This window comes from Microbacterium sp. Beta (genome assembly GCF_005502545.1).
GTDB classification, from domain to species: domain Bacteria; phylum Actinomycetota; class Actinomycetes; order Actinomycetales; family Microbacteriaceae; genus Microbacterium; species Microbacterium oxydans.
In genome coordinates this window covers 23,485-40,360 of record NZ_SCOG01000015.1, presented here as the reverse complement: position 1 = coordinate 40,360, position 16,876 = coordinate 23,485, and the positions used below count along the sequence as shown (strand labels likewise).

The 16,876-nt window shown below is 66.7% G+C and carries 18 protein-coding genes; 3 read left to right on the top strand and 15 right to left on the bottom strand.

Annotated elements, in window-relative coordinates; genetic code table 11:
* Positions 1–58 precede the first annotated feature (58 nt).
* The 13 genes from tuf to FFS56_RS14000 form a co-directional block, all read right to left on the bottom strand.
* The gene (tuf, locus tag FFS56_RS14055) at positions 59–1,249 is read right to left on the bottom strand and encodes an elongation factor Tu (RefSeq protein WP_046747810.1); all 1,191 of its coding nucleotides are present in this window, start codon (positions 1,247–1,249) and stop codon (positions 59–61) included.
* A 168-nt stretch (positions 1,250–1,417) separates the two neighbouring features.
* Positions 1,418–3,532, bottom strand: coding sequence for an elongation factor G (gene fusA, locus FFS56_RS14050; RefSeq protein WP_046747809.1), 2,115 nt, complete (start codon positions 3,530–3,532; stop codon positions 1,418–1,420).
* 87 nt (positions 3,533–3,619) lie between these two features.
* Entirely contained in the window at positions 3,620–4,090 is a 471-nt protein-coding gene (gene rpsG, locus FFS56_RS14045) for a 30S ribosomal protein S7 (RefSeq protein WP_017201608.1), read from the bottom strand.
* A 5-nt stretch (positions 4,091–4,095) separates the two neighbouring features.
* Positions 4,096–4,464, bottom strand: coding sequence for a 30S ribosomal protein S12 (gene rpsL, locus FFS56_RS14040; RefSeq protein ID WP_017201609.1), 369 nt, complete (start codon positions 4,462–4,464; stop codon positions 4,096–4,098).
* 217 nt (positions 4,465–4,681) lie between these two features.
* The gene (locus FFS56_RS14035; RefSeq protein ID WP_164734114.1) at positions 4,682–5,329 is read right to left on the bottom strand and encodes a spermidine/putrescine ABC transporter substrate-binding protein; all 648 of its coding nucleotides are present in this window, start codon (positions 5,327–5,329) and stop codon (positions 4,682–4,684) included.
* A gap of 81 nt (positions 5,330–5,410) precedes the next feature.
* Positions 5,411–5,845 carry a hypothetical protein gene (locus FFS56_RS14030; protein ID WP_052748698.1) on the bottom strand — a complete coding sequence of 145 codons (435 nt, stop codon included), beginning with the start codon at positions 5,843–5,845 and terminating at the stop codon, positions 5,411–5,413.
* A gap of 65 nt (positions 5,846–5,910) precedes the next feature.
* Positions 5,911–6,942, bottom strand: coding sequence for an ABC transporter (locus FFS56_RS14025; protein WP_046747807.1), 1,032 nt, complete (start codon positions 6,940–6,942; stop codon positions 5,911–5,913).
* 109 nt (positions 6,943–7,051) lie between these two features.
* Positions 7,052–7,204 carry a hypothetical protein gene (locus FFS56_RS20585; RefSeq protein WP_164734115.1) on the bottom strand — a complete coding sequence of 51 codons (153 nt, stop codon included), beginning with the start codon at positions 7,202–7,204 and terminating at the stop codon, positions 7,052–7,054.
* Positions 7,205–7,274: 70 nt separating this feature from the next.
* Complete coding sequence (locus FFS56_RS14020; protein WP_127012586.1) at positions 7,275–7,931, bottom strand: hypothetical protein; 657 nt, start codon at positions 7,929–7,931, stop codon at positions 7,275–7,277.
* Positions 7,928–8,260: a PadR family transcriptional regulator gene (locus FFS56_RS14015; protein WP_046747805.1), complete on the bottom strand. Its 333-nt coding sequence runs from the start codon at positions 8,258–8,260 to the stop codon at positions 7,928–7,930. Before FFS56_RS14015 ends, FFS56_RS14020 begins: the two co-directional genes overlap by 4 nt.
* A 98-nt stretch (positions 8,261–8,358) precedes the next feature.
* Positions 8,359–9,297 (bottom strand): sugar ABC transporter permease, encoded by a 939-nt coding sequence (locus tag FFS56_RS14010; RefSeq protein WP_046747804.1) that lies wholly within the window; start codon positions 9,295–9,297, stop codon positions 8,359–8,361.
* 1 nt (position 9,298) lies between these two features.
* Positions 9,299–10,903, bottom strand: coding sequence for an ABC transporter permease subunit (locus FFS56_RS14005; protein WP_127012587.1), 1,605 nt, complete (start codon positions 10,901–10,903; stop codon positions 9,299–9,301).
* Positions 10,904–10,972: 69 nt separating this feature from the next.
* Positions 10,973–12,181, bottom strand: coding sequence for a maltose ABC transporter substrate-binding protein (locus tag FFS56_RS14000; protein ID WP_046747802.1), 1,209 nt, complete (start codon positions 12,179–12,181; stop codon positions 10,973–10,975).
* 186 nt (positions 12,182–12,367) lie between these two features.
* On the opposite strand from FFS56_RS14000, the gene FFS56_RS13995 reads away from it, so the two are divergent.
* The 3 genes from FFS56_RS13995 to FFS56_RS13985 all read left to right on the top strand — a co-directional run bounded on the left by FFS56_RS13995 (position 12,368) and on the right by FFS56_RS13985 (position 14,403).
* Positions 12,368–12,799 carry a hypothetical protein gene (locus tag FFS56_RS13995; RefSeq protein WP_046747801.1) on the top strand — a complete coding sequence of 144 codons (432 nt, stop codon included), beginning with the start codon at positions 12,368–12,370 and terminating at the stop codon, positions 12,797–12,799.
* 13 nt (positions 12,800–12,812) lie between these two features.
* Positions 12,813–13,301: a YajQ family cyclic di-GMP-binding protein gene (locus tag FFS56_RS13990; RefSeq protein ID WP_017829222.1), complete on the top strand. Its 489-nt coding sequence runs from the start codon at positions 12,813–12,815 to the stop codon at positions 13,299–13,301.
* Positions 13,302–13,770: 469 nt separating this feature from the next.
* Complete coding sequence (locus FFS56_RS13985) at positions 13,771–14,403, top strand: GntR family transcriptional regulator (protein WP_046747800.1); 633 nt, start codon at positions 13,771–13,773, stop codon at positions 14,401–14,403.
* A gap of 4 nt (positions 14,404–14,407) precedes the next feature.
* Here FFS56_RS13985 and FFS56_RS13980 read toward each other — a convergent pair whose 3' ends face one another.
* The gene (locus FFS56_RS13980; RefSeq protein WP_127012588.1) at positions 14,408–15,415 is read right to left on the bottom strand and encodes an alpha/beta hydrolase; all 1,008 of its coding nucleotides are present in this window, start codon (positions 15,413–15,415) and stop codon (positions 14,408–14,410) included.
* 71 nt (positions 15,416–15,486) lie between these two features.
* On the bottom strand, positions 15,487–16,860 hold the full coding sequence (locus FFS56_RS13975) for an FAD-dependent oxidoreductase (RefSeq protein ID WP_046747798.1): 1,374 nt from the start codon (positions 16,858–16,860) through the stop codon (positions 15,487–15,489).
* Positions 16,861–16,876 lie beyond the last annotated feature (16 nt).

Sequence of the window (16,876 nt, the reverse complement as noted above, 5' to 3'; positions counted from 1 at the left end):
GCTGCACGACAAAGGGGCCGGACCCGAAGGTCCGACCCCTTTGCGAGGAAGCAGATGCTTACTTGATGATCTTCGTGACCGTACCGGCGCCGACGGTGCGTCCACCCTCACGGATGGCGAAGCCGAGGCCCTCCTCCATGGCGATCGGCTGGATCAGCTCGACCGTCATGTCGGTGGTGTCGCCGGGCATGACCATCTCGGTGCCCTCGGGCAGCGAGATGACGCCGGTGACGTCGGTGGTGCGGAAGTAGAACTGTGGGCGGTAGTTCGTGTAGAACGGGTTGTGACGCCCACCCTCGTCCTTGGACAGGATGTACGCGGTGCCCTCGAAGTCGGTGTGCGGCGTGACCGAACCCGGCTTCACGATAACCTGGCCGCGCTCGACGTCCTCACGCTTGGTGCCGCGGAGCAGCAAACCACAGTTCTCGCCGGCCCAGGCCTCGTCGAGCTGCTTGTGGAACATCTCGATACCCGTGACCGTGGTCTTGACGGTCGGACGGAGTCCGACGATCTCGACCTCGGAGTTGATGGCCAGCGTGCCACGCTCGGCGCGACCCGTGACGACGGTGCCACGACCGGTGATCGTGAAGACGTCCTCGACGGGCATCAGGAACGGCTTGTCACGGTCACGCTCCGGGTCCGGAACGCTGTCGTCGACAGCCTGCATCAGGTCCAGGATCGCCTGGGTCCACTTCTCGTCGCCCTCGAGGGCCTTGAGAGCCGAGACGCGGACGACAGGAGCGTCCTCGTCGAAGCCCTGGCCTGCGAGCAGCTCGCGGACCTCGAGCTCGACGAGCTCCAGGATCTCCTCGTCGTCGACCATGTCGGACTTGTTCAGCGCGACCAGCAGGTACGGAACGCCGACCTGCTTGGCCAGCAGCACGTGCTCACGCGTCTGAGCCATCGGGCCGTCGGTGGCGGCGACCACGAGGATCGCGCCGTCCATCTGAGCCGCACCGGTGATCATGTTCTTGACGTAGTCGGCGTGGCCGGGAGCGTCAACGTGCGCGTAGTGGCGCTTGGGGGTCTCGTACTCGATGTGCGAGATGTTGATGGTGATTCCACGCTGGCGCTCTTCCGGCGCCGAGTCGATGGAAGCGAAGTCACGCTGCACGTTGGTGTCGGACGGGAACTTGTCAGCAAGCACCTTCGAGATCGCTGCGGAGAGCGTGGTCTTGCCGTGGTCGACGTGACCGATCGTTCCGATGTTGACGTGCGGCTTGGTCCGCTCGAACTTGGCCTTAGCCACTGGGTCCTCCTCAGGACGTCGTTGTAGAGGTGACCGGGCACTGGTTTGCGACCGGTTCTCTACGGGTTAGGTTCTCAGTTTAGTAGAGAGGGAATGTGAAGTTGTAGGTGACCTGGGAACCCCGGGTGCTTCGACAGGCTCAGCGACCCAGGGCTCCCAGAAGAGCGATTACTCGCCCTTGGTCTTCTGGACGATCTCGTCGGCCACAGCGCGGGGCACCTCAGCGTAGCTGTGGAACTCCATCGAGTAGACGGCACGGCCCGAGGTCTTCGAGCGCAGGTCGCCGATGTAGCCGAACATCTCGGACAGCGGGACCTGAGCGCGGACGACCTTGACGCCGGCAGCGTCTTCCATCGACTGGATCTGGCCTCGACGCGAGTTCAGGTCGCCGATGACGTCGCCCATGTACTCCTCAGGAGTACGGACCTCGACGGCCATCAGCGGCTCGAGCAGCACGGGGTTGGCACGACGCGCGGCCTCCTTGAAGCCCATGGAGCCCGCGATCTTGAACGCCATCTCCGAGGAGTCGACGTCGTGGGCCGCACCGTCGACGATGGTCGCCTTGACGCCGACCATCGGGTAGCCCGCGAGCACACCGACGTTCATCGCGTCCTGGAAACCGGCGTCGATCGAGCCGATGTACTCACGAGGGATGCGACCACCGGTGACGGCGTTCACGAACTCGTAGGTCTTCTCGGAGTCGAGGTCGAGCGGCTCGATGGTGAACTGGATCTTGGCGAACTGTCCAGAACCACCGGTCTGCTTCTTGTGCGTGTAGTCGTGCTTCTCGACGGTCTTGCGGATCGTCTCGCGGTACGCCACCTGCGGCTTGCCGACGTTGGCCTCGACGTTGAACTCGCGCTTCATGCGGTCGACGAGGATGTCGAGGTGCAGCTCGCCCATGCCCTTGATGGTCGTCTGACCGGTCTCGGGGTTGAGCTCCGTACGGAAGGTCGGGTCCTCTTCAGCGAGCTTCTGGATGGCGACACCCAGCTTCTCCTGGTCGGCCTTGGTCTTCGGCTCGATCGCGACCTCGATGACGGGCTCCGGGAACGTCATCGACTCGAGGACGACGGGCGCCGTCGGGTCGGTGAGGGTGTCACCCGTGGTGGTGTCCTTGAGGCCGATGACCGCGTAGATGTTGCCGGCGGTGACCGAGGGGACCGGGATCTCCTTGTTGGCGTGCATCTGGAAGATCTTCCCGATGCGCTCCTTCTTGTTCTTGGTCGAGTTGACGACGGCCGAACCGGAGTCGAGGTGGCCCGAGTAGACGCGCACGTAGGTGAGGCGACCGAAGAACGGGTGCACGGCGACCTTGAACGCGAGAGCTGCGAACGGGTCATTGGCGTCGGGGTGACGCTCGATGATCGTGTCGTAGTCCTTCGGGTCGTGCGCCTCGATCGAGCCCACGTCGAGCGGGTTCGGGAGGTAGTCGACGACCGCGTCGAGCATCGGCTGGACGCCGCGGTTCTTGAACGCGGAGCCGCAGAGCACCGGGTAGATCTCGCTCGCGACGGTCAGCTTGCGGATGGCGCCCTTGATCTCGGCGACCGTGAGCTCCTCGCCACCGAAGAACTTCTCCAGCAGCGCGTCGTCGGTCTCGGCGACGGTCTCGAGGAGCTGCTGACGGTACTCCGCCGCCTTCTCCTTGAGGTCTTCCGGGATCTCCTGGATCTCGTAGGAGGCGCCCATGGTGACGTCACCCTTGGAGTCTCCGGCCCAGACCAGTGCACGCATCTCGATCAGGTCGACGACGCCGATGAAGTCGCTCTCCGCGCCGATCGGCAGCTGGATCACGAGCGGCTTGGCGCCGAGGCGGTTGATGATGGTGTCGACCGTGAAGTAGAAGTCGGCGCCGAGCTTGTCCATCTTGTTGACGAAGCAGATGCGCGGGACGTTGTACTTGTCGGCCTGACGCCAGACGGTCTCGGACTGGGGCTCGACGCCCTCCTTGCCGTCGAACACGGCGACCGCACCGTCGAGCACGCGGAGCGAACGCTCCACCTCGACCGTGAAGTCCACGTGGCCGGGGGTGTCGATGATGTTGATCTGGTTCTTGTTCCAGTAGCAGGTCACGGCGGCAGACGTGATCGTGATGCCGCGCTCCTTCTCCTGCTCCATCCAGTCGGTGGTCGAGGCGCCGTCGTGCGTCTCGCCGAGCTTGTGGTTGACGCCCGTGTAGAACAGGATGCGCTCGGTCGTCGTGGTCTTGCCGGCATCGATGTGCGCCATGATGCCGATGTTGCGGACCTTGCTCAGGTCCGTGAGCACGTCTTGTGCCACAGGAGTGTCCTTATCTTTTGGAGCAGGTGTACTGCGAAGAGGGGGTGCCGGCCCCTCTTCGGGTGGCCGAGGGGCCGGCGGAGCTGTTTACCAGCGGTAGTGAGCGAACGCGCGGTTCGACTCGGCCATCTTGTGCGTGTCCTCGCGGCGCTTGACCGCGGCACCCAGGCCGTTCGACGCGTCGAGGATCTCGTTCTGCAGACGCTCGGTCATCGTCTTCTCACGACGGCCCTTCGCGTAGCTCACGAGCCAGCGCAGTGCGAGCGTGTTGGCGCGGTGAGGCTTGACCTCGACCGGCACCTGGTAGGTCGAGCCACCGACGCGGCGGCTGCGGACCTCGAGGGTCGGGCGCACGTTGTCGAGCGCCTTCTTCAGGGTGGCGACGGCGTCCTGACCGTTCTTCGCCTCGACACCGCGGAGGGCGCCGTAGACGATCGACTCGGCCAGCGACTTCTTGCCGTCGACGAGGATCTTGTTCACCAGCGAGGTGACGATCGGTGCGCCGTATACCGGGTCGTTGACGACGGGGCGCTTGGGGGCTGGTCCCTTACGAGGCATCTAACTCAACCCTTCTTCGCGCCGTAGCGGGAACGAGCCTGCTTACGGTTCTTGACTGCCTGGGTGTCCAGGGCGCCGCGGACGATCTTGTAACGCACACCGGGGAGGTCCTTGACACGACCGCCACGCACGAGCACGAGCGAGTGCTCCTGCAGGTTGTGGCCCTCACCGGGGATGTACGCGGTGACCTCGGTGCCGTTGCGGAGCTTCACACGAGCGACCTTGCGCATCGCCGAGTTCGGCTTCTTCGGCGTGGTGGTGTAGACGCGGGTGCAGACCCCGGCCTGCTGCGGGTTCGACTTGAGCGCCGGCGCCTTGGTCTTGGTGACCTTGGGCGAGCGACCCTTGCGAACCAACTGCTGAATGGTTGGCACGTTCTCTCCTCATAGTGCTGCACGGTGACAGCGTGATGGGTTTCACATCATGACCCACCGGCACGCCGGAACCGACGAGCTTTTGGTGTGATGGGTATGCCGTGGGGGCAGACCGACAGGTGCCGGCGCCCAGTGCGCACGCGGAGGCGTGCACACACCTGATCAAGTGTAATGCCGCGTAACGTAGCGGTCAAATGGGCGTGACTGCGCTCGCACCTCAGGGCAGGTCGGGGTCGAACGGCGAGTCGAGCGATTCGGTCAGCTCGGCCAGCAGCGCCTCGATCTGCGGCTCGACGTGCTGCGAGACCGCGGCCTGGATCGAGATCCGGTGCCGCAGCAGGATGCCGCAGATCTCGCGGCCCACCAGGTTGGCGTACTCGTCGGCGAGTGCCACCTCCTGCCGGAGCGCGATCTTGGCCTCCTCCGTGAGCGGAGGCAGCGCGGGGAGCTCCGCGGAAGAGTCGTCCGCGAGCCCGGCGATGGTGAACAGGAACGGGGCGCCAGGAACCGGGTCGGGATCGAGCGGGAGGCCGTCGAACTCGGGGTCGAGATCCTCCGCCGGGCGATAGCTGCGGGCACGGTTGCGCGCGGCCTGCTGGTCGAGTTCGCGCTGCAGCATCGGCAGGTTCCTCGCCGTGTACTCCGCGACGGCATGATCGACGATGGTCTTGATCCTGGTCGACAGCCCGTGCTGCACCCCGTGCGGCACGTTCGCCCCGATGCCGGCCGCCGAGAGGATCGGCGAGCCGAGACACCGACGACACGGCGCGACGCGACCGCGGTGGGTCGCCGGCTCCCAGCGCGGCACCCAGCGCAACCAGGCTTCGACGGCCTGGTCGACCTGCGTCTCCAACGAGCGCTCCACTCCACCAGCGTACGGCGCGTCGCCCCTCGCCGTCGCGATTTCCCCAGCCCGGCGGGGCGAAGATGGACGAGCGCCCGAAGGTCACTCCTCCTCTTCGCGCTCCCAGGGCCAGCGTGGATGCTCCGCACGGGTGCGCCGCAGGGCGATACCGCCCCACCCGGCGATCAGCGCAGCCAGCACGATGACAGCGCTCGCACCGCCTCGCACCAGGTCTCCGGCGACCGCAGTCGCGAGCACGAGATCTCCGTCGCCGATGAGTACGGCGAGCCAGACGACGACGAGGTGGGCGAGTCCCGCCGTCAGGGCGATCGCGACCGTCGCCACATAGGAGGGCTGCGACCGACGTAGCGTCGACCACAGGACGAGGGCGAAGGAGACGACGGCGGCGATCATCCCGGCCACTCCCGGCACCTGGCCCAGGTTCGGGACCGCGATGATGTCGGTGTCCGTGGCGACGCTCACCGCTCCGAGTCCGAAGACGGCGAGCGCGAAGAAGCCGATGGTGGCGAGGACCACCGCCAGGATGGCCGAAACCCCCGCGGACTCGGGTCCGCGGGGGTTCGGCGTGGTGGAGTTCGTGATTACCTCGCCAGCGTCGGGCCGGCTTCGAGCGTGCGCTCGTACTCGCGCTGTGCCTCGGCGTTCAGCTCGGTCTTGCGGGCGCCGCTGCGTGCGACCCACGCGCCGAACCAGATCGTGAGCTCGCGGGCGAACACGAATGCCGCGATCGCGAGCGGAGCGAGCAGCTGCTCGCCGACGAGGTCGAGGCCCTGGCTCGAGCTGAGCTTCCAGAACGGGGCTTCGAAGAGCTGCCCGAGGATGTGGCCGCCGTACGCGATGACGCCGACGATGAGACCGAAGACGACCCAGAGTCCCCAGCGACCGCGGTTGATGATCGCGCCGAGCAGCCAGAACCCGAGGAAGAACACGACGACGGGCGTCCAGAACCCCCAGGTGGACAGCGGGGCGACAGCACTCTGACCGATGTTCTCTCCGGTCACGTCACCGGCGATCGCGCCGAGACCGAGCCATGCACCGAGGTACAGGACCGCGAAGACGAGGGTGGCGAGAAGCCCGATGGCCCCTGCCGTGCCGCGGTTGCCCCGGTCACGGGGAGGCTCGGGAGCCTGGACGAAGATCGGCTGCGGCTGCGCTGCGGCCGCGACCACCAGCGGCTCCGAGGGGACGACACGCGTCTCGGCCTCATCGCCGTACTGGGCGTAGGCGGCTCCCGCCATGCCCGACTGCTCGTGGCCGAAGGGCACGGGCTCGCCCACGACGGGCTCCGGGTAGAAGGAGGTGGTCTCGGCGTCGGCCTGAGCCCTGATCTCTTCGGCGCGGTCGTACGACGCAGCGGAGGAAGCGGGGGTCACCGCGGGGGGCGGCGATGCGAAGGTTCCGGGGTGTTCGCGCTCGGCCGCTTCGAAAGCGGCGAGGTCGGGATCCACGGGTGCGGCGGCCGGCGTGACGTCGCCACCGTCTGCCGCGGTCTCGCCGGAGCCGGGAACATCCGCACCTGCGGCCGCGGCGGCATCCAGACCCGCGTTCGCGCTGCCGACGACGTCGTCAACGTCAGCCGGCTTCTCGGGCTGGGGAACGTCGGGGTCACTCATGGGGTGCGCCTCTCATCGGAATCGTGCATTGCGAGGGTACCTCCGCGCGAACGGACGCTCGCGGAGGCGTGCCGACGTGTCGGCATTCATGCGGATACGTCGTCCCAGGTCAGGGAAGAGCGGTGCGAAGCGCATCCCCGGCGAACTGGGCGAGCACGGGGACCATCGGAAGCGACAGCCACACGAGGGCGCCGATGACGCCGACGCACACGATGCCGGCGAACCAGCTCATCCCGAGGTTGCGACCCCCCACCCGTGCCATGACTCCACGCTAGGCCCGAAGCACCGATCCCCCGAGGAGCAACGCCGATATCCGGTGCGCGGCACCCGCTTCATCCTGCGGCGCGCCCCCGGAGTCGCCACAGCAGCCACAGCCCGGAGAGCGGGACGAGGAGGAATCCGAGGAGGATGAGGACGTGCCACTCCCCCACGCCGGGCACGAGCGGGTTGACGGCGGGGACCTCCGGGGGCGTCCCGGTCCCCGAGGAGCTCCCACCCGACTCCGACGAGGAGAAGGCCGTCAGCGTGGAGACCGTGAGGAACGAGATGCCGGTGACGACGAAGGGTACGACGATCGCGACCACCTTCTCCCACGTCCTCCAGAGCGAGCTCGCGCTCACGAGCGCGGCGCCGACGAACCAGCCGAGTACGGGCACGACGATCCCTCCGAAGCTCAACGTCAGCGCCGCAGCGATCGCGAACCCTCTCGTCGAGGTCGCCGGCGGACGCGGCACCGGGGGCGCGGCGACCACGGGCGCGCCGATGATCGTCGGCCCGGACGGGACTTCCGCCTGAGCCCCATCGGCGATCGCGACAGGATCGCCGAGATCCGCGATACGCGCCGCCGTCGCTTCGGCATCGAGCCCCTGCAGCTCCTCGAGGATGCCGGCGCGGATGTCGCTCGCGACACCGTGCGGCAGGTTGCGCATGGCCTCGTCGAGCCGCGCGAGGTACTCGGTGCGGAGGTCGTCTGCGGTGAGCTCTGTCATGGTCGTCCCTCTCCGACGATGCCCGTGACGACACGGGCGAATGGTGTCCACTGGGCGCGGAAACGGTCCAACTGATCGATCCCGCTGCCGGTGAGCCGGTAGTACTTGCGCACCGGACCACTGTCGGAGGGCTGATCGAACGTGGTGACCCACCCGTTGTCCTTCAGCCTCCCGAGCAGCGGGTACAGCGTGCCGATGCTGGCGATCAGGCCCGCGCCGGTGAGCGCATCCGCCAGCTGCCAGCCGTACATCGGCTCGCGCGCGAGCAGCCCGAGCACGCAGTACTCGACCACTCCCTTGCGCATCTGAGCGCCGACATCAGCTGTCATGCAAGACAAGGTAGCATGCGAGACAAGAGAGCGCGAGGAGTCCGACCGTGCGGGCACCCGTGCCACCGGATCACGACGCCGGCGGGCAGACCAGCGACTCAGCCCTTCGTCGCTCCGGCCGTCAGACCGCCCACGATGTACTTCTGCAGGAAGAGGAACAGGATCATCACCGGGATCGCGGCCATCACGGCCCCCGCCGAGAACGCCGACCAGTCCGCATACCGCGGGTTCGCGACGAGCTTCGTCAGACCGACCACGAGCGTCTGCTGATCCACGTCGACGAGCATGACGCTCGCGATCACGTACTCGTTGACGGTGCCGATGAAGGAGAGCAGCCCGACCACCGCGAGGATCGGCGCGACCAGACGAAGGATGATCGTGAAGAAGATGCGTGCGTGACCGGCACCGTCGATGCGGGCAGCCTCGTCGATCTCCTTGGGGATCGTGTTGAAGAAGCCGTACATCAGGTAGGTGTTCACACCGAGCGCTCCACCGAGGTACACCAGGATCAGACCGGTGTGGGTGTTCAGACCGATGGCCGGGAACCAGTCCCCCAGGGTCGACATGAGGAGGAAGATCGCGACCACGGCGAGCAGCTGCGGGAACATCTGCACGACCACGATCGTCACGAGGCCCACGCGGCGCCCGGCGAACCTCATGCGCGAGAAGGCGTAGGCGGCGCACGCTCCGATGAAGACCGTGACCGCGCCGGTGACGACGGCGATCAGGAGCGTGTTGAGGAACCACGTGCCGTACGGGTTCTGCGGATCGCTGAGGATGCGCACGTAGCTGTCGATGCCGATCGCGGAGAACAGCTGGTTCGAGCCCGTCAGCGTCCCCTTCGGGTTCAGCGAGGCCGAGACGACGTACAGCAGCGGGAACAGCGCGAACGCGCTCACGACGATCGCCACGAGGTGACGCCATCCGGTGTCGGCGAACCAGGCGCCGAAGCTGCGGCGGCGCGGAGCGAGGGTCTGCGCCTTCTCGGCGGACCGGGTTGTGGCGGGACGCTCGGTGATGGGGCTGTCGGTGCTCATGTCAGTTCAGCTCCTCGAGGGCCTTGGTCTTGCGGAAGCTGATGATGGAGATCGTCGCGACCACGATGAAGATCAGGATCGTGAAGGCCGACGCCAGACCGTAGTCGCGGGTCTGACCCGTGAAGGCCACCTTGTAGACCATCGAGATCAGGATGTCGGTGTGGCCCACGGGGATGGACACATCGCTGAAGCGCGGCCCGCCCTTGGTGAGCATGTAGATCAGGTTGAAGTTGTTGAAGTTGAACGCGAACGACGAGATCAGCAGCGGCGCCACGGTCACGAGCAGCAGCGGCAGCTTGATGCGGCGAAAGACCTGCCACGGGTTCGCGCCGTCCATCACGGCGGCTTCGTTGACGTCCTCCGGGATGCCCTGCAGCGCCCCCATGCAGACCAGGAACATGTACGGGAACCCGAGCCACAGGTTCACCAGCAGCACCGACACCTTGGCGAGCGTGGGATCGGTCAGCCACGGGATCGCGGCCCCGCCGAAGATCACCTGGTTGATGAAGCCGAAGCTCTCGTTCATCATGCCCGCCCAGACCAGCGCGGACAGGAACGCGGGGAACGCGTACGGGAGGATCAGGATGATGCGGTAGCCGTTGCGGAAGCGCATACGGGTGTTGTTGAACACCAGCGCGAGCAGCAGACCGAGGAAGAACGTGGTCGCGACCGAGATCAGGGCGAACGCGAAGGTCCAGAGCGTCACCGAGATGAGCGGACCGCGGATGGAGGAGTCGGTGACAGCGCGCACGAAGTTGTCGAAACCGACCGTCGTCTGCCATCCGGGGAGGAGCTGCTCTCCGCCTTCAGCTGTGAACGCACCGTCACCCGTGTCGGAGTAGACGATCCCTGTGGTGGTGTCGGTGATCGTGTCTGCAGCCTCGTCGTACTCGAGCGTCGAGACGTAGAGGTAGCCCTTCTGCCCGTCCGGGGCGCGCAGGCTGCCCTCGTTGGGGTCGTCGCTGAACGGGACGGAGAGCTGCTCCAGCTCCTCCGACAGCGTGAAGACGGTGGCGAGGGGAAGCGTGGTCCACCCGTCGACCGCGACGGCCTTGTCACCTTCGAACTGCGCGTCGACCTCTGCGAGCGGCTGCTCCGCCGTGCCGAGGAGTGCATCGCCGGTGTCCGGGTCGGTCGCCAGCAGGCCGTAGGTGCCGAACTGTTCGACCACGGTGACGGGGTACGTCGGCGAGTCCTCGACCCGCTCCTGCGCCGAAGCGAGGAGCGAGGAGATCGCCTGGTCCTTGGTTCCGTTGTGGCCGGTGCCGTAGTTCGTGAAGCCGATGTACCCGGTGTAGAGCAGCGTGAAGACCTGGAACACGATCAGGAAGATGATGCCGGGCGTCAGGTACTTCGCCGCGATGCGCTTGCGGGAGAAGTAGATGTAATTGACGAGGACCGCGACGACGACCACGATGCCGAGGATCAACCACTCCTGGTGCGCGAACAGCACGAACGCGGCGTACAGGGCGATCGCATCGACGACCGCCAGCAGGAGGATCTTCAGCAGCATCCAGCCGATCGGCCCTGATGCAGCCTCGGCGATCTTGGCGGCCTGGCGCTGGCGCTTGGTCGGAGGAGCTGTGCGCTCTTCGGTGTCAGTCATGTCGTCCTCGTCATGATCCTGCCGGGGCGGGCGAAGGCGCCCACCCCGGCAGAGTCAGTGTCCTGGCTGTTACTTGATCGCGGCGGTCACGTCGTCGACGAGCTTCTGCCACGTCGTCGCCGGGTCCTCGCCGTTGATGATCGCGGCCTCGGCCACGCCCCAGTACTGCCAGACCGCACCCATGGCCGGGATGGCGGGCATCGGCACGGCGTCGGCACCGACGGCCTGGAAGCCGGCGATGATCGGGTCGGCCGCCGCGGTGTCGGCGGCAGCGGTGAGCGCGGGAAGCACGTTGCCGGCCTTGAACAGCTCGAGCTGCACGTCTTCGGTGCCGATGTAGTTCACGAGGAAGTCGTTCGCGGCGACCTTGTTCTTCGACTCCGAGCTCACGAAGAAGCCCTTCACTCCGGCGAACGGCGATGCGGTCTCACCGGTCGGGCTCGGGATCGGGTCGATCGCGACGTTGATGCCGGCGTCGGTGGCCGCACCCACGTTCCACGGACCGGTCAGCCAGAAGGCCGCCGTGCCGTCGAGGAACTGCTGCTTGGCGATCTCACCGTCGACGTCGGTGTTGAGCACGCCGGCTGCGCCCTGCGCGCCCAGCCAGTCGGCGAAGGCGAAGCCGCCCTCGCTGCCGAGCTGGAGGTCGGTGGAGTCGTAGCTGCCGGTGTCGTCGGTGCCGAACACCGGGGCGCCGAACGCGGTCTGGAACGGGTACAGGTGGTACGGGTTGCCCTCGGTCCCCTGCTCGACGACGAACTTCCCCTTGGAGATCATGTCGTCGAAGCTGGTCGCGGGAGCCGGAACCAGGTCGGCGTTGCGGAGCACGGCGATGTTCTCCACGGCGTACGGGAGCATGTAGACGGTGCCGTCGTACGTCGCCGCCTGCAGCGCGACGGGGAGGTAGTCCTCGGAGCTGTCGCCCAGCTCGATCGGAGCGACCACGCCGTTCGTGGAGAGCTCGCCCAGCCAGTCGTGCGCGCCCATGACGATGTCGGGGCCCTTGCCGGTCGGGACCTGCTGGATGAAGTCGTCCTTCATGTCATCGACCGACTTGCCCGTGAGCTCGACCTTGACGCCGGTCTTCTCCTCATAGGCATCTGCGGCGCCCTGAAGCGCGTCGACCCGCTCGGCGTCGACCCAGACGACCAGCGCACTGCTGTCGTCGGAGCCGGAGGTGTCGTCGTTGCTGGTCCCCGTGGAGCAGCCGGCAAGCGTCAGAGTCGAAACGATGGCGATCGCGCCCGCGGCGACGATGCCCCTCTTGTTCACCTTCATTGGTGTGTGCCTCTCTCAGTGCTGATCACCTGCAAGGACTGCAAGCGCTTACAGTATGCATCGAAATCAGGGGTGATCGCAATGAGAGAGGCCGTCGATATCAACCCGTGATGCACCGAAATCCGCTTCACTTGGATGGAAACGCTTCCACGGGTCCGACGAAAACCCGCTCCGTAGACTGTGGTCATGGCTGGTGGCACACTTCGCATCCGCAGGATCACGGCAGCGCTCGCGTTGGCGCTCACGGCGATGGCGCTGAGCGGGTGCACCGTGTTCGCCCCGAGCTACGGCGTCCTGGATCGAGAAGCCGAGCCGGAAGACGCCGTCCCGGACGCGGTGGCGGAGCAGGACTCCGGAGACGTCGCCGACCTGTCGTCGGCCCGCCTGGTGGGTGAACACTCCGGCAGCTCGATCTGGCTGCTGCGCGGCGTCGAACACGGAGCGGTATGCGTGCTCGCCTTCCCCGAGGACGGCGAGTGGGGCATGGCATGCGGCGGAGAAGGCGCCCCCGTGGAGATGAGTGGTCCCGCCGGGCACTTCGTTACCGTCCCCGACGACTACCCCACGCCGGACGGAGCCACCCGGGTCTCCGACAACGTCTACGCGCTGAGCCCCTGAGTAGGATGAAACCATGGCTGACAGCTCATTTGACATCGTCTCGAAGGTCGACCACCAGGAAGCGGAGAACGCTCTGAACCAGGCCCGCAAGGAGATCGAGCAGCGCTACGACTTCAAGGGCACCGGTGCGTCGATCGCCTGGAGCGGCGAGAGCATCCTCATCATCGCGAACACCGAGGAGCGCGCCAAGGCCGTGCTCGACGTGTTCCAGTCCAAGCTCATCAAGCGCGGCATCTCGCTGAAGAGCCTCGAGTCCGGCGACCCGTTCGCCAGCGGCAAGGAGTTCCGCATCGTCTCGACGCTCAAGGACGGCATCTCCTCCGAGAACGCGAAGAAGATCAACAAGATCATCCGGGACGAGGGCCCCAAGGGCGTGAAGAGCCAGATCCAGGGCGACGAGCTGCGCGTGCAGTCCAAGAGCCGCGACGACCTGCAGTCGGTCATCGCACTGTTGAAGGGCGCCGATCTCGATCTCGACCTGCAGTTCATCAACTACCGGTAAGCGTCGCGCTCCACGACGGAGGGGCCGGATGCGATCGCATCCGGCCCCTCCATCGTGATTTCTGGACTGCGTGCCAGATTGTCGAATTGCATACCAATATATGGGTTTCCGTACCCAAGACTGGGAAGCGGTCGACTCGACCGACGACGCGAACGCCGCGTGACGCACTGCCGTCGTAGGGCTGCGCGATTTCGGTGTTGCGAGCTTGCCCTCGTGGGGACGAGGCCGCGGCAGTTCCATGCGCTCGCGTCTTCGGTGGCCGGCGGATGCTGAGCATCCGCCGGCCACGGAAACCGCGAGCGGGCGACCACACGTAAGAAGAGCCCACCGGGGCCCGCGCTGCGCGCCCCCACGCGGACCGCGGACTCCGGTGGTGGATATTGGCATCCGAAGCGACTTCATGATGTAGTTGCCCTCCCGGGCGAATCATGGGGCGCTCGGGATCAGAAGGGCAACTGGGGGCGGATCCATGGGGAGCACCGGATCGACGAACATCGGCGAGAGCAAGCAGCTCCTGGCCGAAGAAGTCTTCCACCACATCGGCGGACAGATCATCGACGGCACGTTGGCCGCGGGTGAGCGCATCCGTGACGTCGACGTGGCGGAGGAGCTGCACGTGTCACGGACACCGGTGCGGGAGGCGCTCCAGCGACTGGAACGCCTCGGGATGGTGACGATGTATCCGAGCCGATACACGGAGGTGACGGCGGTGACCCCGGAGACCGTGGCGCAGTCGCTCGAGTTCGCCGGCTACCAGGCGGGCATCGCCGCGAGACTGGCCGTACCGAGGATCACGATGGCCCAGCGCGAGCACGTCGTCGCCCTGGTCGAGGGCTTGCACGCATCACTCGAGGACGGCACCGAGACGTCGAACGCGCGCTGGGCGGTGTTCTCCTACCTCGGCGATCACAGCGGCAACTCGCAGCATCGCACGCTGATCGACGACGCGAGCATGGTGCTGTTCCGCAACCTCCGCGATTGGGTGGTGCCGCCGTCGGATCGCGCACGCATGGGTCAGGTGTACTCCGACTTCGGCGATGCCGTCCGAAGTGCGGACGGCGACACCGCAGAGCGCCTCGTCCGGGCGATGTACTACCTGTGAGAGCTCACTGCACCGCTCGCCATGCGGTGACCCACCGGTCCAGCCGCCGATAGGCGTCCTCCCGTGCCTCGTGCCGGGAGAGGAACACGTCGTGCAGGGCACCATCGATGCGCTCCACGGTGACGCTGGGTCCGAGACGGAGTGCCGCACGGGCGATGTCGTCGACGACCAGCACGGAATCGGCTGAGGTGAGGTCCTCCGACCATCGCGTCGGGGGCACGAATCTCGCGGAGAGCAGCACGCACACCGGCGCCGTGATGGACAGGCCCGCTGCCACGGCCTTGTGCCCCGACAGGATGGCGTGCAGCCACCCCGCGTACACGGCCATGGTCTGCGCCGGGCGCCAGACCGGGTTCACCTCCATCGGGTCGTCAGGGTCGGCCACCTCCTGCTGTGCTCGCGTGTAGAAGCCGAGGTCGACCTGCGGTGCCACCTCCATCGGACGGATCCTCGCCTGCAGTTCGACCATCGGGGCGATCGCCGCTCTCGCCGGGGCGAACTGGAACTCCAGCCAGGGGCTGTTGAGGATCACCGCGTCGGCCGCTCCCGGATGCCGAGACGCCCACAGGCTCAGTGTCAGACCGCCGGTGGAGTGTCCGAGCAGGATCAGGCGCCGGTCGGATTCGACGCCTCCTTCCCCACGCCCCATGGCGTCCAGTGCCGCAGCGATGTCCTCGTCGTAGATCGCGAGATCGGCGATGTATCCCGGCGTCTGCCCGTCGCGGAGGCTGCGGCCGTACTTGCGCAGATCGAGCGCGAAGAAACGGGCGCCCCGCGTGGTCCACAAGCGGGCGAGACGCTTCTGGAAGAAGTAGTCGGACCAGCCGTGCACGTACAGCACATCGACTCCGTCGAGGAGCGGACGGTGTCCGCGCACCCTTTCCCAGAGGCCCGGCTCTGTCGGCAGCGCGCGCACCAGCGTGGCCACGACCGGACCCTGATCGTCGACACCGAGGTCGAGAGTGCGCTGCTGGAACTCGTCACCGAGCACATCGGGAATCCAGTCGGCCATGCATTCCTCCCCCGTTCACGCCAGGCTAGCGGAGCGTGCCGAAGGGACGGGGAGGCCCGACCGAGACGGCGTTACTCGCCGCGGGAGACGCGGACCATCTCGTCGCGCGGGACCACCTTGACGCGGGCCCGCTCCTCAGGCGCGCCCAGAGCGATCTCGTGCTCGTCGAGGCGGTGCCATCCGTCCAGGTCGGTCCAGCGCACACCGCGCTCCTGCAGGAGCTCGACGATGGCCTCCTCGGAGGGGTCCTCCGGGTGCCACCAGGAGCCCTGGTCGTTGATGATGTGGCGCACGGTCTCCATCGCATCGGACTTGGTGTGCCCGATCAGACCCACCGGCCCGCGCTTGATCCACCCCGTGGCGTAGATGCCGGGGACGCGCTCGTTCGAGTCCTTCGCGAGCACCTGGCCCTCACGGTTGGGGATCACGCCGTGCTTCTTGTCGAACGGGACGCCGGGAAGCGGCGAGCCGAAGTAGCCGATGGCGCGGTACAGGGCCTGCAAGGGCACCTCGCGCAGCTCACCGGTGCCGATCGCGCCGCCCTGGCCGTCGGGCTGGGTGCGCTCGTAGACGAGAGCCGCGACGCGACCGTTCTCATCCTTGCGGACCTCGACCGGCTTCGCCCAGAAGTGCAGGTGCAGGCGTCGCGAGGCCGTGCCGCCGGCGTTGTTCACCGAATCGCGCTTGCGCCACGACTGCAAGATGCGGTCGATGACCATGACCTGCTTGTTGCTGGCGACGGCATCCTTCGCCGCATCGTCGTAGTCGAAGTCCTCGTCGTAGACGACCATGTCGACGTCCCGCAGTTCGCCGAGCTCGCGCAGCTCGAGCGGCGTGAACTTCACCTGCGCCGGCCCACGACGGCCGAACACGTGCACGTCGGTGATCTCGCTGGCCTTGAGGCCCTCGTAGACGTTCGACGGCACCTCGGTGACCAGCAGATCCTCCGCGTGCTTGGCCAGCATGCGTGCGACATCGAGCGCCACGTTGCCGTTGCCCAGCACACCGACGGATGCCGCATCCAGCGGCCATTCGCGCGGAACGTCAGGGTGTCCGTCGAACCAGCTGACGTAGTCGGCCGCTCCGTAGGAGGCGACAGCGTCGATGCCGGGGATGTCCAGAGACGTGTCGCGGATGGCACCCGTGGCGAAGATCACCGCGTTGTAGTGCTTCTTCAGGTCTTCGAGGGTGATGTCCTCGCCGAAGCGCACGTTGCCGAACAGGCGGATGTCACCGCGGTCGAGAACGTCGCGCAGGGCCGTGATGATCCCCTTGATGCGAGGGTGGTCGGGGGCCACACCGTAGCGCACCAGACCGTAGGGCGCGGGAAGCTGCTCGAACAGATCGATCGAGACGTCGAACTTGCGCTCCGCCTTCAGCAGGATGTCCGCGGCGTAGATGCCGGCGGGGCCTGCACCGACGATGGCCAGTCTGAGCTTGGTCATGGGAGGTCCTTTCGTA